The sequence below is a fragment of the Aureimonas sp. SK2 genome (genome assembly GCF_029813115.1).
In the GTDB taxonomy this organism is placed as follows: Bacteria; Pseudomonadota; Alphaproteobacteria; order Rhizobiales; family Rhizobiaceae; genus Aureimonas.
On record NZ_JAPZDS010000008.1, the window covers coordinates 67842 to 92345 of the forward strand.

The window sequence follows — 24504 nt, forward strand, 5'->3', positions numbered from 1 at the left end:
GCATGGACGTTCCGGGCACCCTCCGCGCAGGCTCCCGCCGCCTTTTTCATAACGGTGCGAGCTTAACGCGCCGTTCGTTTCTGGGCGGCGCAGCGGCCGCCGCCGCCGGGCTCGCCTTGCCGGCCACGGCCGCGCCGAAGGGTATTCCGTTCGGGGCGGCCATCCAGTCCGAGCATTTCGAGGACACGAGCTATCGCGATCTCTTCGCGCGCGAATGCGACCTCGTCCTGCCGATGAACGAGCTGAAGTTCGCCCTTGTCCAGCCGGAGCGCGGTCAGTTCGACTTCAGCCGCGCCGACCGGCTGCTCGACTTCTGCCGCGACAACGGCAAGACCGCGCGCGGCACGACCTTCGTCTGGTACTCCACCAATCCGGCCTGGGTGGAGGCGATCGAAGACCCCGTCGAACTGGAACGCGCGCTCGTCGATCACATCGAGCGCGTCGCGGACCACTGCAAGGGGCGGCTGACGAGCTGGGACGTCGTCAACGAGGTGATCGCGCACGAGCCGGAGGAGAACGGCGGCCCCTTGCGCGACACGTTCTGGCTCCGCCGCCTCGGACCCCGGCATATCCCGATCGCCTTTGTGGCCGCTTCGCGCGCCGACCCGAAGGCGAAGATGGTGCTCAACGAATATGATCTCGAGTTTCGCGGGCCGCGCTTCGACCAGCGCCGGGCCATCGCCCTGTCCATCGTGCGCCAGCTCCAGGATGCCGGCATCCGCATCGACGCGGCGGGCCTCCAGGCCCATCTCTACGCCCACCAGGAGATCGACGTGGAGGCGCTCGCGCGCTTCGGCGCCGACCTGAAGGCCTTGGGCGTCGGGATTCTCACCACCGAGCTCGACGTCATCGACTTCCAGGTCCCCGGAGGCCCGGAGGAGATCGACCGGGCGGCGGCCAAGGTGGTGGGCGACTATCTCGACGGGCTCCTCGGCGGCCAGCGACCGGAGACGGTGATCACCTGGGGGCTGACCGACCGCTACAACTGGGTCGAGGACGTGATGCCCCGCGGCGACGGCCAGCCCTGCCGGCCCCTGCCGTTCGACGCCGACCTGAGGCCGAAGGCCTGGTACGGCGACCTACGCCGCCGGCTTGCGCAGGGCTGAACGATTAAGACGGAGTTCGGCGTCTTAACGGTTTGTTTCCCATGAATGGTGAAGGGTGAGGCTCGCAAACCGCGCTTTCCTGTCCAGGGCCGACCCATGTTCTATGCCGAGGATGCCGCATCCCGCCCCGCCTCCCGCTGGGACCCCGCTCCGGTGGAAGGCGCCGCGCGCCATCGCGAAAGCTTCCTCGATCCGGCCTATCTCGCGGGCGCCGTCTGGCGGTCTCGCGGCAGGATCCTGTTTCTCGGCATCCTCGGGGCGGTCGCCGCCGGCGCGATCGCCATGTCGCAGCCCAAGCAGTACACCGCGACGGCTCAGATCGTGCTGGACCCCCGCGAGCTCAACCTCGTCCAGAACGAGGTGACGCCGACGGCCAACGGTCTCAACACGGACGCGGCGCTGGCCCTGGTGGAAAGCCAGATCGCGGTCATGACGTCCAACAGCGTGCTCCTGCGCGTCGTGCGCGAGGCGGATCTCACCTCGGATACCGAGTTCAACGGCCTGCGCCAGTCCTGGCTTGGCAACCTGTCGGCGGTGGTCGCGGCGCTCATGTCCGACGATCCGGTCTCGGCGGCCGAATCACGCGAGCTGCGTACGGTCTCCAACCTGTGGCGCCACATCACGGCGGTGCGCAACGCCAACAGCTTCGTCATCAACGTCTCGGTGAAGAGCGAGGACCCGGAAAAGGCCGCCCGCCTCGCCAACCTGACCACGCAGACCTTCATCGCCGAGCAGGGCCGGGCGCAGTCCGACCTCGCGCGCCGCGCCACGACGGCGCTGTCGTCGCGCCTTGCCGAGCTGCGGGCACGGGTCGTGGAGGCGGAGGACGCGGCCGAGGCCTACAAGGCGCAGAACCAGCTCGTGGGCGTCGGCGGCCGGCTGATCGACGACGACTTCATCACGCGCGTCAACACCCAGCTCGCCGACGTCCGCTCCCAGATCACGGCCCTCAACGTGCGTGCCCGCTCGCTGCGCGAGGCGAGCGTCGAGGACATCGCGGCCGGCTCGTTCCCGGAGGGGCTCACCTCCGAATCGCTCCTGCGCCTGCGTCAGGTCTTTTCGGAAGCGGCGCAGAACCAGGCGATCCTCGCCTCGCGCCTCGGCCCCCGCCATCCCCAGCGCATCGCGGCCGACCAGGCCGTGGCGACCGCCCGCCGCGCCATCGAGACCGAGCTGTCGCGCATCGTCGCCTCGGCCCAGACGGAACTCGCCCGCGCCCAGGCGACCGAGCGCGACCTGACCAGCCAGATCGACACGCTCCGCTCGCGCCAGATCGAGACCAGCGGCGCCTTCGTGCGGTTGCGCGAGCTCGAGCGCGAAGTGGACGCCTCGCGCGCCGTCTACGAAGCCTATCTCCTGCGCGCCCGCCAGACCGGCGAGCAGGAAAGCCTGAACACCACCAACGTGCGCGTCATCTCCGATGCCACCGTGCCGTTCAGCCCGTCCAGCCTGTCGCGCAAGCTCGTGGTGGTGCTCGGCTTCGTCGGCGGGATCGCGCTCGGCGTCGCCTTGGCGCTTCTGGTGGCCGCCATCCGGGCCGTGCGCGGCGTGGCGGTGCCGGCGACGGCCGCTGCGGCAAGGCCGGTCGCCCGCGCCGCCCGCCCGCTGGCCCCCGTCCCGGCGCAGGCCGACTACGACATCCCGCCCGCCGTTCCCGCCGCGCCCGATCGGGCACCGATCGAGGCTCCGGCACTGGATGTCGGCGAAGGCGCCTGGTCGCTGCGCGGCGGATCCTTCGAGCCGCCGGAGACGCGCGGCCCCGTCGAGGAGCCGGAGGCTTCCCCGGCGGACCGGCCTCTGGAGGCCGCGACCGAGGAGGCCGAGACGGCGGTGGATGCATCGCCGATGGCCGAGGACCAAGCCGCGCACGACGACGTGCCGGTCGCCGAAGAGGTGGGTGAGGCGGAGATCGCCGCGGTCGAGACGCGGGACTCAGAGCCAGCGTCTGCCGAGTCCAGCGCCGGGGAACCGACGGTAGCGGCCGAAACGGCCGAGGCCGACACCGAGACCTCGTCGCCGGTCGCCGACATGCCGCCTCCCGCCGCGGCCGAAATTCCGGCCGAGATCGAGGCCCGCCGCGAAGCCCTGCGCCAGCGCATCCGCGACCTCGGCGCCCGTCGTTCGGGGAACGCGCTGGCCGCCCCCGAGATCGCGCCGGTCTCGCTGGGCGACACCGGCTCGGCCGAGGAGCGCCGCGAGCGCATCAGCCTGCGCTTGGCGGCCGCGCGCAACCGCCGCGCCGCCGCCGTGCAGGCGCAGGCCCAGGCCGACGACGACCTCTGAGCACTTCAGGCCTCGGGTAGCGGAGCGGGAAGGGCCGGGCTGATCGAGGCCGCGTTCGATAGCCGGGCGCGGCCGAACTCCGGCACCACCTCGGTGAGGAGCGCGACGGCGGCGGCGACGTCGCCGGCCCGCAGGGCCTCGCCGATCGCCTCGAAGCGCGTGCGCAGGAAGGCGATGTCGGATACCCGCGAGCGCGCGATCAGGAGTCCGGGCAGGCCGGTGTCCTCCCGCGTCTCGCCCTCGCCGAACAGCTCCTCGTAGAGCTTCTCGCCCTTGCGCAGCCCCGTATACTCGATCCGGATGTCCTTGTGGGGCCGCAGGCCCGCGAGCTGGATCAGCCGCTCGGCAAGCTCGGTGATGCGGATCGGCTCGCCCATGTCGAGCACGAAGATCTGCCCCTCGGCCGCCCGGTCGGCGATGCCGTGGCCAGCGGCGTGGAGGATCAGCCGCGAGGCTTCCGGGATGGTCATGAAGAAGCGGGTGATGTCGGGATCGGTGACGGTGATCGGCCCGCCGCGCGCCAGCTGGCTCTGGAACAGCGGGATCACCGAACCGGCCGAGCCCATGACATTGCCGAAGCGCACGGTCATGAAGCGCGTGCCGGCTTGCCCGAGGTCCAGCGCCTGGCAGTAGGCCTCCGCCGCGCGCTTGGTGGCGCCCATCACGTTGGTCGGGTTCACCGCCTTGTCGGTCGAGACCATGACGAAGGCGAGCGCCTCGCAGGCGAGCGCGGCATCCGCCACGTTGCGCGAGCCGAGAAGGTTCGTCTCGATGCCCTCCAGCGGGTTCTCCTCGACGATCGGCACGTGCTTCAGCGCGGCGGCGTGGAAGATGACCTCCGGGCGCCACTGTCCGAAGATCGCCATGATACGGTCGCGCTGACGCACGTCGGCGACGCGCTCCACCGTCTCGATGCCCGGGTGGCGCTCGGCCATGCGGCGGCCGATCGAATAGAGGTTGAATTCGCCGGCATCGATCAGGACGAGACGCTTCGGCCCGAACGAGGCGATCTGGTCGACGAGTTCCGAGCCGATCGAGCCGCCCGCGCCCGTGACCGCGATGCAGCGGCCGCGGATCAGGCGGGCGACCTCCTCGATGTCGAGACGGATCTCACGCCGGCCGAGAAGATCCTCCAGCGACACGGGCAGGACCTCGATGGGCGTGTTGCCGAGGTCGCCGGCGCGCGAGATGTCGGGCAGCCGCTTGACCGCGATCTTGAGGGGTGCGGCGACCTCCACGACGGCGGACAGCTCGGCCGGCGGCACCTGGGGCTTGGCGACGATGAGCTGATGGACCGGCGTCGCGCCGAGCTCCGCCCGGCGCGCGATCTCCGGCAGGTCGGCGAGCCCGCCCAGCACCTTCACGCCGTGGAGCTGGCGCCCCTGGTTCTTGGATTTCTCGTCCAGGAGGCCGAGAATGTGGACGCCGTGGTGCGAGCGGCGCGCGTCGCGGATGAAGAGGTCGGCATTGTCGGTGAAGCCGTAGATCACGACGTTCTCGACGGGCACGCGGATGCCGCTCGTATCGAAGAAGCGCGCCGAGAGGCCCTGCTCCTTCCAGAGGCGGTAGGCGAGGCGCGGGCCGCCGAGGCCGACGATCATGATGAACCAGGTCATCACCAGCGACGAGCGTGGCAGATACAGGCCGCGGAACAGGATGAAGTGGCCCGCCAGGAACACGACGTTGATCGCCGTCACCGCCTTGACGATCGACAGGACGTCGAGCAGCGAGGCGTAGCGCCATGCGCCGCTGTTGAGCGAGAAGAGCGGGAACATCGCCGCCGACAGGGCGGTGAAGGCGACGATCAGCGACCAGATCTGCCAGTTGTTGAAGGTGATCCGGAAGCCGAAGGCGAGGCCCAGCGACAGCGAGATCGCCACGGCCGCGATCAGCACGTCGTGGACGATGCCGAGCGAGCGGAAGGATCCGCGGGGCAGGCTGGACAGAAGGCGAGGCAGCATGGGCGATTCCGCGGCAGGGGCGTCGGCGAGCCGCCCGCCCGGGCGGCTTCACCTCCCGCGCACCTCTAACCGAACGGCGCGAAATGTCACGCGGCGGGCGATCCCGCCGCTCAGGTCAGAAGACGCTGGCGCCCGTGTCGGCCGTGCCGACGGCGCGGCGGAAGACGGCGAAGAGCTCGCGCCCGAGGCCGGTCTCGTTGGCCGAAAGGTCGGCCTCGGCGTTGGGGCGGCGCGCGAACTCGGCCGGGTCCACCAGCACCTCCAGCGTTCCCGCCTCGCCGTCGAGGCGGATGAGGTCGCCGTCGCGGATCTTGCCGATCGGTCCGCCGTCGAGCGCTTCCGGCGTCACGTGGATCGCCGCCGGCACCTTGCCGGACGCGCCCGACATGCGCCCGTCGGTCACGAGCGCCACCTTCTGGCCGCGGTCCTGCAGGACGCCGAGCGAGGGCGTGAGCTTGTGCAGCTCCGGCATGCCGTTGGATTTCGGACCCTGGAAGCGGACCACGGCGACGAAGTCGCCGGTCAGCTCGCCCGCCTTGAAGGCGCGCTGGAGCGCGTCCTGATCGTGGAAGACGCGGGCGGGCGCTTCGACCACCCGCTTTTCCGGCTTCACGGCGGAAACCTTGATCACCGCCTTGCCCACATTGCCCTTGAGCATGCGCAGGCCGCCGTTGGAGGAGAAGGGCTGGTCGGCTGTCGTGAGAACCTTCGGATCGCCGCTCTGCTCGGGCGCGGGCACGCGCACGACCTGGCCCTCGGAGCCGAGCCTGGCTTCCACCGTATAGGCACCGAGGCCCGTGCCCCAGGCGGTGCGCACGTCGTCGTGCAGGAGGCCGTGGGACAGGAGTTCGCGGATCAGGAAGCCCATGCCCCCCGCCGCCTGGAAGTGGTTCACGTCGGCCAGGCCGTTGGGATAGACGCGGGCCAGCAGCGGAGTCACGTCCGACAGTTCGGAAATGTCGGCCCAGGTGAGCTGGATGCCCGCCGCCGCGGCCATGGCGACAAGGTGCAGCGTGTGGTTGGTCGAGCCGCCGGTCGCGTGGAGGCCGACCACGCCGTTCACCACGGCCCGCTCGTCCACCACGAGGCCGGCGGGCGTGTATTCGTTCCCCAAGGCCGTGATCGACAGCGCGCGGCGCGTCGCCTCGCGCGTCAGCGCGTCGCGCAGCGGCGTGTTCGGATTGACGAAGGACGAACCCGGCGTGTGCAGGCCCATGATCTCCATCAGCATCTGGTTGGAATTGGCCGTGCCGTAGAAGGTGCAGGTGCCGGGGCCGTGATAGCTCTTGGACTCGGCCTCGAGCAGCGCGTCGCGCCCGACCTTGCCCTCGGCGTAGAGCTGGCGCACGCGCGCCTTCTCGTCGTTGGGCAGGCCCGTGGTCATCGGTCCCGCCGGCACGAAGATCGCCGGCAGGTGGCCGAAGGAGAGCGCGGCGATCACGAGGCCCGGCACGATCTTGTCGCAGACGCCGAGATAGACGGCCGCGTCGTACATGTCGTGGCTGAGGCCGACCGCGGCGGACATGGCGATGACGTCGCGCGAGAAGAGCGACAGCTCCATGCCGACCTGCCCTTGCGTGACGCCGTCGCACATGGCCGGCACGCCGCCCGCGACCTGGGCCGTCGCGCCTGCTTCACGCGCCGTCTGGCGGATGATCTCCGGGTAGGTCTCGAACGGCTGATGCGCCGAGAGCATGTCGTTGTAGGAGGTGATGATGCCGAGGTTCAGCGTCCGGTCGCCGGTCAGGCGTTCCTTGTCGACCGGGCCGCAGGCGGCGAAGCCGTGGGCGAGGTTGCCGCAGTTGAGGGCGGCGCGCTTGGGCGCCGACGCGCCCTTCTGGCGGATGCGGTCGAGATAGGGCTCGCGCGTCGCCTTGGAGCGCTCGCGGATGCGGTTGGTGATCTCTTCGATGCGGCGGTCGGCGGCCATGGCATCACCCCTTCGGGTCGGAGGGCGGTTCGGGCGGGCGCGTCAGGGTGCCCAGAAGACTTGAAGCGGTTCCGGGCGCGCGGCGCGCAGGACGGAGCGAACGGGCATCTCCTCGACCGGGCCGTCGCCGAGCGCCTCCGCCAGCGTGTCCCGCTTCTCCTGGCCTTCGATATGGAGGGCCAGGAAGCGGGCTTCGAGAAGGAAGGGGAGCGCCAGGGTGATGCGCGGCTCGCCGGCGCCCGGCGCCTCGATGGCGACGACGCGGTGCCCGGCATGCGGGTCGATGGCTTCCGCCAGACGGTCGGCGCCGGGAAAGAACGAGGCCGTGTGGCCGTCGTTGCCCATCCCGAGGATCACGGCGTCGAAGGGGCGCGGCAGGGCGGAGAGGCGCCGCGAGACTTCGTCTTCCGCCTCTCGGGCGCTCGGGCCGTCCTCGAAAAGCGGCTCCAGGCGCGCGTCCGCGGCGCGACCTGTCAGGAGGTTCTCGCGGATGAGGCGCGTGTTGGAGCGCTCGCTCGTCTCCGGCACCCAGCGTTCGTCCACGAGGCAGACGGTGACGCGCGACCAGTCGAGATCGGTCTTGGCCAGTGTCTGGAAGAAGAGCTTGGGCGTCGAGCCGCCGGACACGGCGAGCACCGCCTGGCCCCGCGTCGCGATGCCTCCGCACAGGACGGCGGCGACGCCCGTCGCCAGCGCCTCGGCCAGCGCCGGGCGCGTCTCGTAGTGGTGCTCGCGGATCGTCATGCCGGCCTCAATCGGGTTCGTGCCAGGTCCGCCCGTCGCGCTCGATCAGCGCGATGGAGGAGGAGGGGCCCCAGGTGCCGGACGTGTAGCCCTGCGGGCGGACGGCACGGGCTTCCCAGGCCTTGAGGATCGGGTCCACCCATTCCCATGCGGCCTCGACCTCGTCGCGGCGCATGAACAGGGTCTGGTTGCCGCGGATGACGTCCATCAGCAGGCGCTCGTAGGCGTCCGGATTGCGGACATGGAAGCTCTCGGCGAAGCTCATGTCCAACGGCACGTGGCGCAGGCGCATGCCGCCGGGGCCGGGGTCCTTGATCATCAGCCACTGCTTCACGCCCTCGTCGGGCTGAAGGCGCATCACGAGCTGGTTCTGCTGGACGTGGCCGGCTGTGCCCTCGAAGATCGAGTGCGGGATCGGGCGGAAGGTGACGACGATCTCGCTCATGCGCTCCGACAGGCGCTTGCCCGTGCGGATGTAGAAGGGCACCCCGGCCCAGCGCCAGTTGTTGATCTCGGCCTTGATGGCGACGAAGGTCTCGGTGTCGCTGGTCGGCTCGCCGAGATCCTCGAGATAGCCCTTCACCGCGCCGCCGTTGGAGGCGCCGGCCTTGTACTGGCCGCGCACGGTGAGGTGCTCGATGTTGCTCTCGTCGATGCGCTTCAGCGAGCGCAGGATCTTCAGCTTCTCGTCGCGCAGCGCGTCGGCGTCCATGGCGGACGGCGGCTCCAGCGCCACGAGGCAGACGAGCTGCAGGATGTGGTTCTGCACCATGTCGCGCAGGGCGCCGGCCTTGTCGTAGTAGCCCGCGCGCCCTTCCAGGCCGACGCTCTCTGCCACCGTGATCTGGACATGGTCCACGAAGGCCGAGTTCCACAGGGGCTCGTAGAGCATGTTGGCGAAGCGCAGCGCCATCAGGTTCTGCACGGTCTCCTTGCCGAGATAGTGGTCGATCCGGAAGACCTGGCTTTCCTGGAAGTGCTCGCCGATCAGCGCGTTGAGGGCCTTGGCGGAGGCGAGGTCGCGCCCGACCGGCTTCTCCACCACGAGACGGGTCTCCTCGTGCGCCAGGCCGTGGCGCTTCACCGAAGAGGCGAGGTCGCCGAAGAGGCTCGGGCTGACGGCGAGATAGAAGGCACGGATGCGGTCCTGACCCGCCTCGTCGAGGAGGCTCTTCAGCTCGGCCCAGCCGGTCTCGGACTTGGCGTCCACCTGCCGATAGTGGAGGCGCGACAGGAATCGGTCCACGGCCTCGTCCGACCGGTGGCTCTCGGCAACGAAGGCGTTCAGGGCCTCGCGGCCGAAGGCGCGGTATTCCTCGTCGGAGAAGGGCGTGCGGGAGGCGCCGATGATGCGCGCGCCCGGCGGAATCTGGCCGTCGAGGTCCCGGTGGTAGAGGGCGGGCAGCAGCTTGCGCTCGGCGAGGTCGCCGTTGCCACCGAAGACGATGTAGTCGAAGCATTCGACGGGAATGATCTGACTGGACATGCTCTGCCTTTTCCGTTCGGCGGGGAAACCGGTCAGGACCCGATCCGATCCCTCGACCGTGGATAATTCAATCGATTGAAAATTGAAAGGGCGAAGCGGACCGGCCTGGATAGGGCCGGTCCAGGTTCATTCCGGCTTGCGGCGGCGGGCGGCGGCCCGCGCGATGGCGCTGACCAGGAGTTCGCCGACGAAGGGCTTCTTCACGGCATCCGTCTCGCCCGCCTCGAGCGGCAGTTCGATATCCTCGCCGTAGCCGGTCACGAACACGAAGGGGATCCCGCGCGCATTGAGGTCCCGGACCAGCGGGAAGGAGGTCTCCGAACCGAGATTGACGTCGAGGAGCGCGACGTCGATCGCCTGGGCCGCGATCACCTTGCGCGCCTCGCCGACGCTGGCGGCGGTGAAGACCTCGACCATGCCGTTGTCGAACATCATCTGCTCGGCGTCGAGCGAGATGATGAGGTTGTCCTCGACCACCAAGCCGCGCAGTCCCGCAAGCGCGGCGACCGGGACGGGCGCCTGCTCTGCGGCGACGGGCGCGTCCTCCGCCTGTGCGGTCGTGCGTGTCGCTTCGAGGTGGAAGACGTTGGCCGGCAGGGTGAACTGGGCACGCACGCCCGCCAGATGGTAGTCGATCCGCGCCTCGCCCGACAGATCGTGCGGGATGGAGCGCTCGATGATGGTCGAGCCGAAGCCACGCCGCTTGGGCGCGCTGACCGGCGGTCCGCCGCTTTCCACCCACTCGATCCGGCAGGCGTCGTTGTCGTCGATCCACCAGGTCACGTCGACGCTGCCGGACGAATCCGACAAGGCGCCGTACTTGGCCGAATTGGTGACGAGCTCGTGGAAGACGAGGGCCAGCGTCGAGAAGGTGACGGCCTCGACGAAGATGTCCGGCCCCGAGAGCTGAATGCGGCTCGACTTCGTCCCGATATAGGCCGACACCTCCGTGCGGATGATGTGGCGCAGCGTGACCGCGCCGACATCGGAGCTGGTGATCTGGTCGTGGGCACGGGCCAGGGCCTGGATGCGCCCGCCGATGATGGCCGCGAAGTCGTCCACCGTCGCGGCGCCCGGCTTCGACTGCACCACGAGCGCACGGATCAGGCTGAGGATATTGCGGACGCGATGGTTCAGCTCGGCGATCAGGAGTTCCTGACGCTGCGCGGCAAGCGACTGCTGGCGTTCGCTTTCCTCGTTGAAGCGGAGCAGAACTTCCAGGATCGACACGCGCAGGCCTTCGGCAGCCTTGGTCTCGCTCATCGTCCAGGGATAGCTCTTGCCGTGGACGGTCTGCTTCCAGGCCTCGAAGCTCTTGCGCGGCGTGAGGCGCACGCCGTTCGGCCCGATCGTGCGCTCCTTGGTCTTCGGATCGCCCGCCCAGGTCACGGTCTGGATGATCTCGCGGCGGAAGAACAGGAGATAGTCGCGCGGGGAGCGCGAGATCGGGATGGCGAGAACGCCTGCCGCCCGCTCGATGAAGTCGGCGCCCGGGGGATGGACCGCCGAGATCTCGTCCGTCGCGTAGATGCGTCCCGAGCCCGCCCGGTTCAGGAAACGCGATAGGTTGGCGATCTCCTCGGGCGTCGGGCAATGGCCGTAGCACTGCGCCTCGCCCTTGACGTAGATCGCGAAGCCGTCGGACGGAATGATCTCGCGCAGGTCGTCGGCGAACTCGCCGATCGTGTCCAGCGTCGAGGAGGCGGCGACGATGCGCGAGACGAAGCGGTCGTGCAGGATGCGGCCGGCCTCCTCGAGCTGGCGCTGCTCCTTGGCAAGGCGCCCCTCGATGATCAGCGAGACCATCTGGCCGAACAGCTCGGCCGCCGCGCGCACCTCCATCGGCAGGTGCCGGGGCGCGTAGTTGTGAAGCGCGAAGAGGCCCCAGAGCTGGCCGTCGATCACGATCGACACCGACATGGAGGCCGAGACGCCCATGTTGGTGAGATACTCGATATGGATGGGCGAGACCGAGCGCAGGACCGACAGGGAGAGGTCGATCGGCCGGCCGTGCGGATCGAGTTCCGGAACCACGGGCACCGTCTCGGACTGCACGTCCGCGATCAGGCGCACCTGGTTGCGCACGTAGAGCGCGCGCGCCTGCGGCGGGATGTCGGTCGCGGGGTAGTTGAGCCCGAGAAAGGAGCCGATGCCCGAACGCGCCGCCTCGGCGATCACCGAACCGGCGCCTTCGCTGGCGAAGCGGTAGAGCATCACGCGGTCGAAGCCGGTGATGCCGCGCAGCTGCCGCACGCTCTCCTTGTAGAGCCCGTCCAGCCCTTGCGTCTTCTGGACGCGGGTGATCATACTCTTGACCAGCGCGCCGGGATTGGTGGACGGGCGCTCCGCCTGCGGCTCGGCCTCCACGATGATGGAGCCGTTCGAGACGTGGATCGCCACGTCGAAGCGCATGCCGGTGCCGAACAGGTCGAGGCCGACGATGCGTTCGGACCCGCTTTCGCCCGACAGGATCTGCAGCCGGCCGCGTATCGAGTGCAGCGCGCCCTCGGAGACGATCGACAGGACCGGCTCGCCGAGAAGGCTTTCGGGTTCGCGCGCCACCACATCGCCGATATTGGCCGAGACGCGCTCGATCAGCCAGTCGGTCGAGACGGCGATCAGATAGCCGAAGTTCTGGATACGCCCCAGGAACTGGATCGGCTCACGCTCGCAGTTCGTGATGTCGACGTCGCCGAACGGCTGGGGCTGGATCGTCAAACGCGATTCGTCCTTCTTGGCTCGTCCCCGCAAAGGGTCCGGAAATAGCGGAAGGTCGCATCCGCCGCGGCAACCGCGCGGCGAATGTCCGCCTCATCCGAGGGCTCGGCCGCCATTCGGTCGAGCAGACGGGTGAACGGACGCGCGTCGCTGGAAGCTTCCAAATAAGCAGTCGGCCACGATCCGCCATTCACATCGCGATCACGTTTGATGGCGCGCGACATATATTTTGCGCCGAGACGCGATCCTTCCAGCACATAGCCGATACCAAAGGCCTCGAAGAGATCGGGTCGTGGCAACGGAAATTCCGGAGCCGGAGCCGCCTCGATCCGCAGTTCGGCGGCGTCGCGGCGGGCGGCGTCCAGTCGTCCGGCATCGCCTTCGTCCACGCGAAGTCCGATCGGACTCTGCGCTAACACCGGTTCGATCGCCTCGTGCGCGGCAAGATTCATGGCGATGAAGCGCTTGTACTGCGCACCCGTCGCATCGTTGAACATGCCGTCGAACAGGGCGTCCAAGGCCTCATGCGCCTCGCGCGTATCCGCGCGGAGCCTGTCGCGGAGGGACGGGACGGGTCGGGATTGGGAAGCGGATGCGTTCAAGGACGGACTGCGAAAAGGTCAGGTCCGTACGGACGCGACGGATGTTTTCGTTCTTTTCGTCCATCACACCCGGTCGCGCAAGGCGTACCAGGTCATGGCGAGGAACAGGAGCGGCGCGCGCAGAAGGGTTCCGCCGGGAAAGGCGGGAATGTCGAGGTCCGCCAGATCCCGCAACGTTTCGCCGCCGCCCGCGATCCGCTCGGCGTAGAGGCGCCCCGTCCAGTGCGTCAGCATCACCCCGTGGCCGGAAAAGCCCGCGATCACGTCGAGACCGGGCTCGACCTCCGCGACATAGGGCATGCGGGGCCGGGTGACGGCCACCGAACCGCCCCAGGCATGGGTGAAGCGGACATCCGAGAGGTGCGGCCAGATGGAGACGACCTGGCGGCGGATCTGGCCCGCGATGTCGCCGGAGGCGGAGGAATAGGCCTCGCGCCCGCCGAACAGGAGCCGCCCGTCGGCGCTCTTGCGGAAGTAGCGCACCACGAAGCGTGAATCGTCCGCCGCCTCGTTGCCGGGCAGCACGCGGTCGGGCTCCGCCAGCGGCTCGGTCGCCGCGATGAAGGAGCGGATCGGCATGACATGGGCGGCGCTCCGGGGCTCCAACCGGCCGCCATGGGCGTTGGTGGCGAGGAGCACGCGGGCCGCCGAGATCGTGCCGCGTGGCGTTCGCGCCTGCCAGAGGCCGCCCTCGGACCGGGGCAGCGCCTCGATCCGGGTCTCCTCGTGGAGCCGGGCGCCCGCACGCCGTGCGGCGCGCCCGAGGCCGACCACGAGCTTCATCGGGTGGAGATGACCGGTGCCGGTGTCGCGGAGCCCCGCGTGGTAGACGGGCGAGCCGAGGCGCTCGGCGGTTTCCTCGCGGTCCATGAAGCTGAGATGCGGGTAATCGTAGCGCTCGGCGAGATGGTCGGCGTGGCGGCGGAACTCGTCGACATAGCGCGCGCGGTGGACGAGCGAGACCTGGCCGGGCCGGAAGTCGGCGTCGATCCCCTCCCGCGCCATGGTCTCGTGCAGGCCGGCCTTGGCGTCCTCGGCCATTGCGAAGAGGCGGCGAGCGCGCTCGGCCCCGTACATCTCCTCCATCTCTTCCGGCCACCGGCGCTGGCCGGTCCCGAACTGGCCGCCGTTGCGCCCGGAAGCGCCGTCGCCGATCCGCCTGGCCTCGCAAAGGACCACGTCGATCCCAGCGCGCGCCAGATGGAGCGCCGCCGAAAGGCCGGTGAACCCGCCGCCGACCACCAGCACGTCGGCACGGGTCGAGCCATCGAGGGCGGGATAGCGCGGACGCTCGCCGCAAGAATCCTCGTACCAGGATCGGCCGGGCGAGATCGGGGACTGGTAGGCCTCAGACATTCAGGAGCAGGAACTCGCGCTCCCACGGGCTGATGACCTGCATGAAGGTCTCGTGCTCGCCGCGCTTGATGCCGGCATAGGTGCCGACGAATTCCTTGGAGAGCACGTCCTGGAAGGCTTCCTCCGCCTCGAAGGCGGCGACCGCTTCCAGAAGGCCGCGCGGCAGGGAGATGACGCCGTCCTCGTTGACCGTGCGGTCGGTGGGCTGGTCCGGCTCCACCGCGTTGACCATGCCGAGCCAGCCGCAGGCGAGCGAGGCGGCGAGCGCGAGATAGGGATTGGCGTCGGAGGAGGGCAGGCGGTTCTCGACGCGCCGGGCTGCGGCGTCGGACGCCGGGACGCGGAAGGCCGTGGTGCGGTTGTCGAAGCCCCAGGCGTTGTTGGTGGGCGCGGACATGCCGTAGGTCAGGCGGCGATAGGAGTTGACGTAAGGCGCCATCATCACGAGAGCCGCCGGCACGAAGCGCTGCATGCCGCCGATGAAGTGGTAGAAGAGCGGCGAGGCCGAGCCGTCCTCCTCCGAGAAGACGTTGCGGCCGGTCCTGGCGTCGATCACCGACTGGTGGATGTGCATGGCCGAGCCCGGCTGGCCCTGGATGGGCTTGGCCATGAAGGTGGCGTAGATGTCGTGCTTGAGCGCCGCCTCGCGGATCGTGCGCTTGAACATGAAGACCTGGTCGGCAAGCTCCACCGGGTCGCCGTGGCGCAGGTTGATCTCGAGCTGGGCGGCGCCGTCCTCGTGGATCAGCGTGTCGATCTCGAGCCCTTGCCCGTCGGAGAAGTGGTAGATGTCGTCGATCAGCTCGTCGAACTCGTTGATGCCGCCGATCGAATAGGACTGGCCACCCTGGATCTGCCGCCCGGACCGGCCGATCGGGGGCGTGAGCGGATAGTCGGGATCGACGTTCTTGGAGACGAGGTAGAACTCGATCTCCGGCGCCACGACGGGCCGCCAGCCGCGGTCCTCGTAAAGTTTCATCACGCGCTTGAGCACGTTGCGCGGCGTGTAGCCGACCGCCTCCCCCGCCGTGTCGACGAGGTCGCAGATCACCTGCGCCGTCGGATCGCTCTCCCAGGGAACCGCCGACAGGGTGGACAGGTCCGGCACGAGCTTCAGGTCGCCGTCGTTGGGCGAATAGCGGAAGGAGCCGGTCTCCTCCGGGTATTCGCCCGAGATCGTGTGCATGAAGAGGGCGGAGGGCAGCGCCAGCGAGGTGTTGCCGGTGAACTTCTTGGCCGGCATCATCTTGCCGCGCGCAACGCCCGCAAGGTCCGGCGTGATGCACTCGATGTCGTCGATGCCGCGCACGCGCAGCCACTCGGCGGCTTCCGCCATCGATCGCACGCCACGCCTGGAATCGAGGAACACGGCCCGCTCCGCCAACGGGGCGGCCGGCACGGCGCGGGGCCGCTCCACCGGCGTGCCCGCCGCCTTGCCCATCGCCCGCCCGTCGGCCACTCCGCGCCGCTTGGGCTTGTCGCGCTTGATCTTGGAGGGGGCGCCGGCGTCGTGCTTGGGCGGTCGGGTGCGGTCTTGCATACGGTCCTGCGGGACAATGGCGGATGGCGGAAGCATAGCCGGTTGCCGGCAAGGCCGAAAGGCTCCGGCGCCTGCGCGCCGGAGCCTGTGATCCGGGTTGAGGCCGCTTCAGGTGCGGCTGGCCAGGACCACCGGGATCATCAGGTCGCCCCAGCTTCCGTCGCCGCCGTGATGGCGGGCCGAGCGGACGAGCTCGATGGAGACGCCCGCCTCGACGGCGCGCATGACGGACTGGTTGAGTCGGTGCAGGTCGTTGGCGAGGATGCGGATGGCGTTCTGCGCCTCGTCCGACAGGGCGCTGGCCTGGGCCTCGGCGCGCTCGCGGACATGGGTGCGGGGGCGTTCGATCGGGCTGACGTTGCTCATGGTCTCGGTCTCCTGGTTCATGTCGTCGAGGGAGGCGTTCATTCGGCGGCGACGCGGAACTGCGCGCTTTCGGTCGAGCCGTGCATGGCGGTGGTGGAGGAGGCGCCGCCGCCGATCACGGTGGCCAGCGCGTCGAAGTAGCCGGTGCCGACCTCGCGCTGGTGGCGCGTGGCTGTGTAGCCGTTGGCCTCGGCCGCGAACTCGGCCTCCTGCAGCTCGCAATAGGCGGCCATCTGCCGGTCGCGGTAGCCGCGCGCCAGTTCGAACATGCCGAAGTTCAACTGGTGGAAGCCGGCCAGCGTGATGAACTGGAACTTGTAGCCCATGGCGCCGAGCTCGCGCTGGAACCTAGCGATGGTCGCTTCGTCGAGATTCTTGCGCCAGTTGAACGAGGGCGAGCAGTTGTAGGCCAGCATCTGGTCGGGGTGCTCGCGCTTCACGGCTTCCGCGAAGCGCCGCGCCTGGTCGAGGTCGGGCTTCGAGGTCTCGCACCAGATGAGGTCCGAGTGCGGGGCATAGGCGATGGCGCGGGCGATGCAGGGTTCGAGGCCGTTCTTCACGTGGAAGAAGCCTTCCGGCGTGCGATCCCGGTCGTAGTCCACGAAGGGCCGATCGCGCTCGTCGATGTCGGAGGTGAGGAGCGTCGCGGCCTCCGCGTCGGTGCGGGCGATCACGAGCGTCGGCGTGCCCATCGTGTCGGCGGCGAGGCGCGCGGCCGTCAGGTTGCGGATATGGGCGCCCGTCGGGATCAGCACCTTGCCGCCGAGATGGCCACACTTCTTCTCCGAGGCGAGCTGGTCCTCGAAATGGACGCCGGCCGCGCCCGCCTCGATGAAGGCCTTGGTGATCTCGAAGGCGTTGAGCGGTCCGCCGAAGCCGGCCTCGGCATCGGCGACGATCGGAGCGAACCAGGTGTCGACCGAGTGCTGGCCTTCGGCGGTCTCGATCTGGTCGGCGCGCTGGAGGGTGCGGTTGATCCGGCGGCACAGCTCGGGCGCCGCGTTGGCGGGGTAGAGCGACTGGTCGGGATACATCGCGCCGGCCGTGTTGGCGTCGGCCGCGACCTGCCAGCCCGAGAGGTAGATCGCCTTCAGGCCGGCGCGGACCTGCTGCATGGCCTGGTTGCCGGTCATGGCGCCCAGCGCGTTGACGAAGTCCTCTTGGTGCAGGAGCTTCCAGAGCCGGTTGGCACCGTTCTCGGCCAGCGTGTGGCGGATCGCGACCGAGCCGCGCAGGCGCTCGACGTCGGCCACCGTGTAGTTGCGCTCCACGCCGTCGAAGCGGCCTTCGGGTGCGCTGGGAACGAGCGTGTAAAAATCGGTCATGGCGGGTGGCCCTTTTTCTTCCGGTCCGTGGTGTCGCTTCGATGCGGCGTCCGTGGAAAGAAATTGACAAGCCCGAGCCCGCATGGCGACGGTGATCCGATGAATGGCACCCCGAATTCGTGTCGACCTGTCGCGATTTCGACAAGCCGCCCGGTCGTCTTGTAAAACCGTGTAAAGGAAACGCCGTGGCCGACAACAAGGTCTTCGCCGGTCCCAAGGTGCGCCGCCTGCGCAACTCCCTGGATCTGACGCAGACGGCCATGGCCGCCACGCTCGGCATCTCGCCTTCCTATCTCAATCTGATCGAGCGCGACCAGCGCCCGCTCACTGTCCAGCTCCTCCTGAAGATGGCGCAGGCCTTCTCGGTGGACCTCGGCGAATGGCAGGGGGGCGACCGGGACAAGACGGTGGCCGAGCTGCGCCGCATCTTCGCCGATCCGCTGATCGCGGGCGAGCTGCCGGGCGAAGGGGAGCTCGTGGAACTCGCGGACGCGGCGCCCAACGTCGCGGCCGCCTTCGCCAAGCTCCACCGCGCCTATGGCGAGACGCAGGCGCGGCTGTCTGACCTGTCGGCCGCCATGGGACGGGGCGAGGGGCCCGCGCTCAAGCTCTCGCGCATGCCGCTGGACGAGGTGCGCGAGGTGTTGGAAGGGCGGCCGCATCACCATGCCGCCCTGGAGACCGCCGCCGAGGCGCTGCGCGCCGAGATCGGAACGGGAGGCGACGATGTCGGCGGAGCGCTGCGTCGCTGGCTGCGCGAGCGCCACGACATTTCCGTGCGCATCCTGCCCGTCGAGGTCATGCCGCTCTGGCGCCGCCGCTTCGACCGGCACTCGCGCCGCCTGTTCCTGTCTGAGCGGCTGGACGCGGCCGGGCGCCTGCGCGAGATGGCGGCGGAGGCCGTGCGCCTCGCCTTCGGCGGGACGGTGGAGGCGGAGGTCGCGAGCTTCGGCTTCTCGGGCGGCGAGGCCGAGCGGATCGGGGGGCGCGAGCTGACGCGCTACGGCGCGTTGGCGCTCCTCATGCCCTACGGCCCGTTCCGCGAGGCGGCGGCTGCGCTCGGATACGACCTTCAGCGTCTCACGGCGCGTTTCGGGGTCGGCTTCGCCGATGCCGCCGAACGGCTCACCAGCCTCCAGCGGCGGGCGGCGCCGGGGCCGCCCTTCTTCTTCCTGGAAGCCGATCCCGTCGGCCACGTGCTGCGGCGCTCGGGGGCGCGCGGCTTTCCGGCCGCGCTGTTCGGCGGCTTCTGTGCGCGGCTGCCGCATGTTCGGGCGGGCGACGGGGTGCTGGCCGAGCGGGCGGAGATGCCCGACGGGTCCGCCTATCTTCTGGTGGCGCGCGCGGAGGCCGGGCTCGGCGGCGACTGGCCGGAGCCGGGGCGGCGCACGCGGGTGCTGCTGGGCTGCGACTGGGAAGCGGCCGAGGACACGGTCTATGCCAAGGCGCTCCGGGGCGGCCCCGCCATCGGCATCGGCCCGGCCTGCCGCCATTGCGAGCGGGAGGCCTGTGCCTCGCGCGCCGAGCCGCCCTTGACCCGCCCTTTGGCCCTCGACGAATGGGTTTCGGGCTTGACGCCCTACGATTTCCGTTGAAACGCGACACTGACGCGCAAAATGCAGGAGCCGATGGCCGCAGGGCCGGGTGAGCATCGGAACCACCATGAAACAGACCGCCCCCAAGCAGAGTGCCAAGACGGAAGGCCTTCAGGACACGATGACCCGGCAGGGTACGGTCGCACGTGTCGTGCAGGGCCTCGTGGACAAGGCGGAAGCCCTGAACCTCAGATTCGCCGAGAACGGCAATCCGCCGGTCTATCCGACCGACGACTTCCCCTGGGCGCGCGCCGTCGAGGCCGAGTGGCGCCTGATCCGCGAAGAACTCGACCGCGTCCTGGTGCGCAAGGGCGACCTGCCGGCCTTTCACGAGATCTCGTCCGAGGTCCGCTCCATCTCGTCGGACCAGAACTGGAAGACCTTCTTCCTGTGCGGCTACGGCATCAAGTCGGAGGAGGCGATCCGCCAGTGCCCCGAGACCTGGCGCATCCTTCAGAAGATCCCGGGCCTCAAGTCGGCCATGTTCTCGATCTTCGAGCCGGGCAAGCATCTGCCGCCTCATCGCGGCCCCTACAACGGTGTCCTGCGCTTCCACCTCGGCCTCCTCGTGCCCGACGAGCCTGAGAAGATCGGCATCCGCATCGCCGACGAGACCCGCCACTGGCGCGAGGGCGAGGCGCTGATCTTCGACGACGCCTACGAGCACGAGGCCTGGAACCACTCCGACGCGGTACGGGTGGTGCTGTTCGTCGATTTCGAGAAGCCGCTGCGCTTCCCGGCCAGCGTCACCAACAAGGCGGTCCTCAACCTCGCCGTGTTCACGCCCTTCATCCGCGAGGGCTACAAGGCCCACAAGGCCTGGGAGAAGATGTTCTACGGCGAGGGGCGCCAGCACCGATGAAGGCGCCGGAGGCGGCCGACTGGCGGCGCATGGAGCCCGGGGACGTGCCCGCCCTCATGGCCCTGTCCGCGATCGTTCATCCCGACTTCTACGAGGGGGAGGCCATGTTCCGGGACCGGCTCGCCCTGTTTCCGGAGGGCTCCCTGGTCCTGCCGCTGACGGACGGCTCGCTGGCCGCCTACGCGATCGCCTATCCCGTCCGCCGATTCGCGCCGCCCCCGCTCGACACGGTGCTGGGGCGTCTGCCGGCGGATGCCGACGCCCTCTACATTCACGACGTAGCGGTAGCCTCCGAATGGCGCGGACGAAAGCTTGCCGAGCCGGCCGTGGAGCGCCTGCTCGCGCTGGCCGAGCCTTTGGGTGCTACTGTGCTGGTGTCGGTCTACGGCACGCCCCCTTTCTGGATGCGTTTCGGCTTCCGCCCGGTCGACGATCCGGCCTTGCGGGACAAGCTCGCGAGCTACGGCGAGGAAGCGGTCTTCATGCTGCGCGAGACGCCCGGCGCGGTTGAAAAGCGAGGGCCGCACTAGGCAAATCGGGGCGCCTTCGTAATATTGCCTTGCAGAAAGCGACCCGAGAAAAGGTGCCCGTCCGATGCGATTGACCCCCTTCCTGCTCGCCGCCGTCGTGGCGAGCCTTGGCGTTCAAGGGGCGTCCGCCCAGCAGAAGGTGCTCAACATCTTCAACTGGTCGGACTACATCGACACGTCGATCATCGACGAGTTCACCAAGGAAACCGGCATCCGGGTCGTCTACGACACCTACGATTCCAACGAGATTCTCGAAACGCGCCTCCTGGCGGGCGGCAGCGGTTACGACATCGTGGTGCCCTCGGCCGAGTACCTGTCGCGCCAGATCGAGGCCGGCGTCTTCCAAACGCTCGACAAGTCCAAGCTGCCCAACCTGAAGAACATGTGGCCGCTCGTCTCCGAGCGGGTGGCGACCTACGATCCCGACAACGCCCATTCGGTCAACTACATGTGGGGCACCACCGGGATCGGCCTCAATGCGCCGAAGGTGAAGGAGCTCCTGCCCGACGCGCCGCTGGATTCCTGGGCTCTCGTCTTCGATCCGAAGAACGCCGAGGCCCTGTCCCGCTGCGGCATCGACATGCTGGACGCGCCGGGCGAGATCCTGCCGGCCGCGCTCCAGTATCTCGGGCTCGATCCCAACGCGAGCGACGCGGATTCCATCGGCAAGGCCGAGGAACTCCTGAAGGGCGTGCGCCCCTATATCCGCAAGTTCCACTCGTCCGAATACATCAACGCCCTGGCCAATGGGGACATCTGCGTCGCCGTCGGCTTCTCGGGCGACGTGTTCCAGGCGCGCGACCGCGCCGAGGAGGCGGGGCGCGGCGTCGAGGTGTCCTACGTCATCCCCAAGGAGGGGGCGATGATGTGGTTCGACCAGATGGCGATCCCCGCCGATGCACCCCATGTCAAGGAAGCGCACGTCTTCATCGACTACATGATGCGTCCCGAAGTGATCGCCAAGGCGACCAACTACGTGTCCTATGCCAACGGCAACCTCGCCTCGCAGCCGCTGATCGACAAGGAAATCCTCGAAGACCCGGCAATCTATCCGGACGAGGCGACCCTCCAAAAGCTCTTCATCAAGCGCCCCTACGACTCGCGGGCACAGCGTCTGGCGACCCGCGCCTTCACGGCCGTGAAGACAGGCCGCTGAACGGAGACCGCCGGGCTCTTCCCGAGCCCGGCGACCGGCACTTGCGACACGAAGGACGGGCATGGCGGGCGCACAGAAATCACTCGGCAACATCCGCCGCAGTTTCGATCCCTGGAACGACCCCGCCGCCAAGCCGCTCATCCATTTCGATCGCGTGACCAAGCGCTTCGGCGCGTCGGTGGCCGTCGACGACCTGTCGCTCGGCATCTTCGAGCGCGAGTTCTTCGCTCTCCTCGGCCCTTCGGGCTGCGGCAAGTCCACGCTCCTGCGCATGCTGGCGGGTTTCGAGGAACCGACCAGCGGCGACATCCGGCTGGCGGGCGAGAGCCTCAAGGGCGTGCCGCCCTATCGGCGGCCGCTCAACATGATGTTCCAGTCCTATGCGCTCTTCCCTCACATGAGCGTCGAGAAGAACGTCGCCTTCGGCCTCAAGCAGGACGGCATGGCGCGCTCGGAGATCGACGCACGGGTGGAGGAGATGCTGAAGCTCGTGAAGCTCGAGCCCTTCCGGCGCCGCAAGCCCAGCCAGCTCTCGGGCGGCCAGCAGCAGCGCGTGGCGCTCGCCCGCTCGCTCGCCAAGCGGCCCAAGGTCCTGCTTCTCGACGAGCCGCTCGGCGCGCTCGACAAGAAGCTGCGCGAGGAAACCCAGTTCGAGCTGATGGACCTCCAGCAGGAACTCGGTCTCACCTTCGTGATCGTGACCCACGACCAGGAGGAGGCGATGACCATGGCCGACCGCATGGCCGTGATGCGGGCGGGACGGATCTGCCAGGTGGCGCCTCCCGCCGTGGTCTACGAGGCGCCGACCTCGCGCTATGTCGCGGACTTCGTCGGCAACGTCTCGCTGATAGAGGCCGAGGTGGAGAGCACCGCGAACGGCCTCGCCGTGCTTCAATCCCCGTCGGGGCGCATCGAGACCGAGACCGCAGCCGGCCTCTCGCCGGGCCAGAAGGTCGCCTTCGCGATCCGGCCGGAAAAGGTGCGCCTGTCGCGCCGCGCGCCGGACGTGGACACGCCCAACACATTGTCCGGCACGGTCTGGGACATCGCCTATCTCGGCGACGTCACGCTCTTCAACATCAAGCTGGCGAGCGGCGAGACCGTGCGCTCCACCGTGATCAACACGGCCCGCGTCGCGCCCGAGCAGATCGGCTGGGAGGAGGAGGTGACGCTCACCTTCGCCCGCGACGCCGGCGTCGTGCTGGCGGAGTAGGGGCGATGGCGGATCGCTCCAAGCCGCAGGGCGGCTGGTGGCGGGGCGCCGTGATCGGCGTGCCCTACCTGTGGCTGCTCGCTCTCTTTCTGGTTCCCTTCGCGATCGTCCTGAAGATCTCGCTGTCGACCACGACGATCGCGCAGCCGCCCTATGTGCCGGTCTTCACCCTGGAAAGCTGGGGCGCTTTCGTGGCGGCCGTCCGGGAACTCAGCTTCGAGAACTATCTCTGGCTCGCCGACGATCCGCTCTATCTCGACGCCTATCTTTCCTCGCTGCGCATCGCGGCGATCTCGACGGGACTCGCGCTCCTCGTCGCCTATCCCTTGGCCTACGCCATGTCGCGGGCATCCTCGACGCTGCGGCAGGTCCTGGTCATGTTGGTGATCCTGCCGTTCTGGACGAGCTTCCTGATCCGCGTCTACGCCTGGATCGGCATTCTGCGCACCGAGGGCTATCTCAACCAGGTCCTGCTCTGGAGCGGACTCGTCTCGCAGCCGCTGGAGATCCTGAACACCGAAACGGCCGTCTTCATCGGCATCGTCTATTCCTACCTGCCCTTCATGGTCCTGCCGATCTACGCGAGCCTCGAGCGGCTGGACCACCGTCTGCTGGAGGCGGCGAGCGATCTCGGCTGCACGCCGCTGCGGGCCTTCTGGCAGGTGACCTTCCCGCTGTCCCTGCCGGGCGTCCTGGCCGGGGCCTTCCTGGTGTTCATTCCGGCGGTCGGCGAGTTCGTGATCCCCGACCTCCTCGGCGGCTCGCAGACGCTGATGATCGGCAAGACCCTCTGGGACGAGTTCTTCACCAACCGGGACTGGCCGGTGGCCTCGGCCGTGGCGGTGCTGCTGCTGCTCGTCCTCGTCGTGCCCATCATGCTGTTCCAGCGCGTCCAGGCGAGGATCGACTGATGCGCCGCGGTCTGTCTGCGTTCAACCTCGTGTCGCTGGTGGCGGGCTTCGCCTTCCTCTACCTGCCGATCCTGCTTCTGGTGATCTATTCCTTCAACGCCTCGCAGCTCGTCACCGTCTGGGGCGGCTTCTCGACGCGCTGGTACGCGGCGCTGGCGGGCAACCGCCTGTTCCTCGACGCGGCCTTCGTCACCCTGCGGGTCGGCATCGTCTCGGCGACGCTCGCGACCGCGCTCGGCACGCTTGCCGCGCTCGCGCTGGTGCGCCACAAGCGGTTTCGCGGCCGGCTCCTGTTTTCGGGCATGGTCTTCGCGCCGCTGGTCATGCCGGAGGTCATCACCGGCCTCTCGCTCCTGCTCCTCTTCGTCGCGATCGACTTCGACCGCGGCTTCTGGACCGTGACCCTCGCCCATACGACGCTGACCATGTGCTTCGTCGCCGTGGTGGTGCAGTCGCGGCTGGTCTCGTTCGACCTGTCGCTGGAGGAGGCGGCGCAGGATCTCGGCTGCCCGCCCTGGAAGGCGTTCTTTCTCGTGACGCTGCCCGTCATCTGGCCGGCGGTGGCGGCGGGCTGGATGCTGGCCTTCACCCTGTCGCTGGACGACCTCGTGATCGCGAGCTTCACCTCGGGGCCGGGAGCCACCACCCTTCCGATGCGCATCTACAGCCAGGTCCGCCTCGGCGTGACCCCCGAGATCAACGCCATCTCCACGATCCTGATCGCGGTGGTGGCGGTGGGCGTCGTGATCGCCTCGCTGCTCACCAAGCGCCGCGAGGTCCGCCGCCTGCGCGACGAGCGGCTGGCGGCGGGCGCCTAGAG

General features: G+C 68.9%; 19 protein-coding genes. 9 read left to right on the plus strand and 10 right to left on the minus strand.

Annotated features, from left to right (window positions below; translation table 11 throughout):
* Positions 1-116: 116 nt before the first annotated feature.
* Together O5O54_RS11780 and O5O54_RS11785 are read left to right on the plus strand one after the other, a co-directional pair.
* Positions 117-1106: an endo-1,4-beta-xylanase gene (locus O5O54_RS11780; protein ID WP_279481961.1), complete on the plus strand. Its 990-nt coding sequence runs from the start codon at positions 117-119 to the stop codon at positions 1104-1106.
* A gap of 96 nt (positions 1107-1202) precedes the next feature.
* A complete protein-coding gene (locus O5O54_RS11785; RefSeq protein ID WP_279481963.1) occupies positions 1203-3389 on the plus strand; it encodes a GumC family protein in 2187 nt (728 codons plus the stop codon).
* Positions 3390-3394: 5 nt separating this feature from the next.
* Here O5O54_RS11785 and O5O54_RS11790 read toward each other — a convergent pair whose 3' ends face one another.
* The 10 genes from O5O54_RS11790 to aceA form a co-directional block, all read right to left on the minus strand.
* Positions 3395-5350 carry a nucleoside-diphosphate sugar epimerase/dehydratase gene (locus O5O54_RS11790; RefSeq protein WP_279481965.1) on the minus strand — a complete coding sequence of 652 codons (1956 nt, stop codon included), beginning with the start codon at positions 5348-5350 and terminating at the stop codon, positions 3395-3397.
* Between the two features lie 115 nt (positions 5351-5465).
* On the minus strand, positions 5466-7280 hold the full coding sequence (gene edd, locus O5O54_RS11795; RefSeq protein WP_279481967.1) for a phosphogluconate dehydratase: 1815 nt from the start codon (positions 7278-7280) through the stop codon (positions 5466-5468).
* A 42-nt stretch (positions 7281-7322) separates the two neighbouring features.
* Positions 7323-8024, minus strand: coding sequence for a 6-phosphogluconolactonase (gene pgl / locus O5O54_RS11800; RefSeq protein ID WP_279481968.1), 702 nt, complete (start codon positions 8022-8024; stop codon positions 7323-7325).
* A gap of 7 nt (positions 8025-8031) precedes the next feature.
* Positions 8032-9510: a glucose-6-phosphate dehydrogenase gene (gene zwf, locus O5O54_RS11805; protein WP_279481969.1), complete on the minus strand. Its 1479-nt coding sequence runs from the start codon at positions 9508-9510 to the stop codon at positions 8032-8034.
* A gap of 126 nt (positions 9511-9636) precedes the next feature.
* Positions 9637-12228 carry an HWE histidine kinase domain-containing protein gene (locus O5O54_RS11810; RefSeq protein WP_279481971.1) on the minus strand — a complete coding sequence of 864 codons (2592 nt, stop codon included), beginning with the start codon at positions 12226-12228 and terminating at the stop codon, positions 9637-9639.
* On the minus strand, positions 12225-12746 hold the full coding sequence (locus tag O5O54_RS11815; RefSeq protein ID WP_279481972.1) for a biliverdin-producing heme oxygenase: 522 nt from the start codon (positions 12744-12746) through the stop codon (positions 12225-12227). Before O5O54_RS11815 ends, O5O54_RS11810 begins: the two co-directional genes overlap by 4 nt.
* Positions 12747-12893: 147 nt before the next feature.
* Positions 12894-14186 carry an FAD-binding oxidoreductase gene (locus O5O54_RS11820; RefSeq protein ID WP_279481974.1) on the minus strand — a complete coding sequence of 431 codons (1293 nt, stop codon included), beginning with the start codon at positions 14184-14186 and terminating at the stop codon, positions 12894-12896.
* On the minus strand, positions 14179-15726 hold the full coding sequence (locus tag O5O54_RS11825; protein WP_407061698.1) for a glutamine synthetase family protein: 1548 nt from the start codon (positions 15724-15726) through the stop codon (positions 14179-14181). The genes O5O54_RS11820 and O5O54_RS11825 overlap by 8 nt, the downstream gene beginning before the upstream one ends.
* A gap of 108 nt (positions 15727-15834) precedes the next feature.
* The gene (locus O5O54_RS11830) at positions 15835-16092 is read right to left on the minus strand and encodes a hypothetical protein (RefSeq protein ID WP_279482097.1); all 258 of its coding nucleotides are present in this window, start codon (positions 16090-16092) and stop codon (positions 15835-15837) included.
* A gap of 38 nt (positions 16093-16130) precedes the next feature.
* Positions 16131-17417, minus strand: coding sequence for an isocitrate lyase (gene aceA / locus O5O54_RS11835; RefSeq protein ID WP_279481975.1), 1287 nt, complete (start codon positions 17415-17417; stop codon positions 16131-16133).
* Positions 17418-17602: 185 nt separating this feature from the next.
* Here aceA and O5O54_RS11840 point away from each other — a divergent pair, with 185 nt between their 5' ends.
* The 7 genes from O5O54_RS11840 (at position 17603) to O5O54_RS11870 (ending at position 24502) form a co-directional block, all read left to right on the plus strand.
* Entirely contained in the window at positions 17603-19012 is a 1410-nt protein-coding gene (locus O5O54_RS11840; RefSeq protein ID WP_279481977.1) for a short-chain fatty acyl-CoA regulator family protein, read from the plus strand.
* 67 nt (positions 19013-19079) lie between these two features.
* Entirely contained in the window at positions 19080-19874 is a 795-nt protein-coding gene (locus O5O54_RS11845) for an aspartyl/asparaginyl beta-hydroxylase domain-containing protein (protein WP_279481979.1), read from the plus strand.
* A complete protein-coding gene (locus tag O5O54_RS11850; protein ID WP_279481982.1) occupies positions 19871-20404 on the plus strand; it encodes a GNAT family N-acetyltransferase in 534 nt (177 codons plus the stop codon). The genes O5O54_RS11845 and O5O54_RS11850 overlap by 4 nt, the downstream gene beginning before the upstream one ends.
* A gap of 64 nt (positions 20405-20468) precedes the next feature.
* Positions 20469-21560 (plus strand): polyamine ABC transporter substrate-binding protein, encoded by a 1092-nt coding sequence (locus O5O54_RS11855; protein ID WP_279481983.1) that lies wholly within the window; start codon positions 20469-20471, stop codon positions 21558-21560.
* Between the two features lie 61 nt (positions 21561-21621).
* On the plus strand, positions 21622-22773 hold the full coding sequence (locus tag O5O54_RS11860; protein ID WP_279481985.1) for an ABC transporter ATP-binding protein: 1152 nt from the start codon (positions 21622-21624) through the stop codon (positions 22771-22773).
* A gap of 5 nt (positions 22774-22778) precedes the next feature.
* Positions 22779-23684 carry an ABC transporter permease subunit gene (locus O5O54_RS11865; RefSeq protein WP_279481987.1) on the plus strand — a complete coding sequence of 302 codons (906 nt, stop codon included), beginning with the start codon at positions 22779-22781 and terminating at the stop codon, positions 23682-23684.
* On the plus strand, positions 23684-24502 hold the full coding sequence (locus O5O54_RS11870) for an ABC transporter permease (RefSeq protein WP_279481988.1): 819 nt from the start codon (positions 23684-23686) through the stop codon (positions 24500-24502). Before O5O54_RS11865 ends, O5O54_RS11870 begins: the two co-directional genes overlap by 1 nt.
* The last annotated feature ends 2 nt before the right edge of the window (positions 24503-24504 follow it).

What these genes read in the sequence shown, in the direction of transcription:
- O5O54_RS11785 (WP_279481963.1), top strand. Translation starts at nt 1,203, where the DNA reads ATGTTCTATGCCGAGGATGCCGCATCCCGCCCCGCCTCCCGCTGGGAC.
- O5O54_RS11790 (WP_279481965.1), bottom strand. Translation starts at nt 5,350, where the DNA reads ATGCTGCCTCGCCTTCTGTCCAGCCTGCCCCGCGGATCCTTCCGCTCG.
- edd (WP_279481967.1), bottom strand. Translation starts at nt 7,280, where the DNA reads ATGGCCGCCGACCGCCGCATCGAAGAGATCACCAACCGCATCCGCGAG.
- pgl (WP_279481968.1), bottom strand. Translation starts at nt 8,024, where the DNA reads ATGACGATCCGCGAGCACCACTACGAGACGCGCCCGGCGCTGGCCGAG.
- zwf (WP_279481969.1), bottom strand. Translation starts at nt 9,510, where the DNA reads ATGTCCAGTCAGATCATTCCCGTCGAATGCTTCGACTACATCGTCTTC.
- O5O54_RS11820 (WP_279481974.1), bottom strand. Translation starts at nt 14,186, where the DNA reads ATGTCTGAGGCCTACCAGTCCCCGATCTCGCCCGGCCGATCCTGGTAC.
- O5O54_RS11825 (WP_407061698.1), bottom strand. Translation starts at nt 15,726, where the DNA reads ATGCAAGACCGCACCCGACCGCCCAAGCACGACGCCGGCGCCCCCTCC.
- O5O54_RS11830 (WP_279482097.1), bottom strand. Translation starts at nt 16,092, where the DNA reads ATGAGCAACGTCAGCCCGATCGAACGCCCCCGCACCCATGTCCGCGAG.
- aceA (WP_279481975.1), bottom strand. Translation starts at nt 17,417, where the DNA reads ATGACCGATTTTTACACGCTCGTTCCCAGCGCACCCGAAGGCCGCTTC.
- O5O54_RS11845 (WP_279481979.1), top strand. Translation starts at nt 19,080, where the DNA reads ATGAAACAGACCGCCCCCAAGCAGAGTGCCAAGACGGAAGGCCTTCAG.
- O5O54_RS11850 (WP_279481982.1), top strand. Translation starts at nt 19,871, where the DNA reads ATGAAGGCGCCGGAGGCGGCCGACTGGCGGCGCATGGAGCCCGGGGAC.
- O5O54_RS11855 (WP_279481983.1), top strand. Translation starts at nt 20,469, where the DNA reads ATGCGATTGACCCCCTTCCTGCTCGCCGCCGTCGTGGCGAGCCTTGGC.
- O5O54_RS11860 (WP_279481985.1), top strand. Translation starts at nt 21,622, where the DNA reads ATGGCGGGCGCACAGAAATCACTCGGCAACATCCGCCGCAGTTTCGAT.
- O5O54_RS11865 (WP_279481987.1), top strand. Translation starts at nt 22,779, where the DNA reads ATGGCGGATCGCTCCAAGCCGCAGGGCGGCTGGTGGCGGGGCGCCGTG.
- O5O54_RS11870 (WP_279481988.1), top strand. Translation starts at nt 23,684, where the DNA reads ATGCGCCGCGGTCTGTCTGCGTTCAACCTCGTGTCGCTGGTGGCGGGC.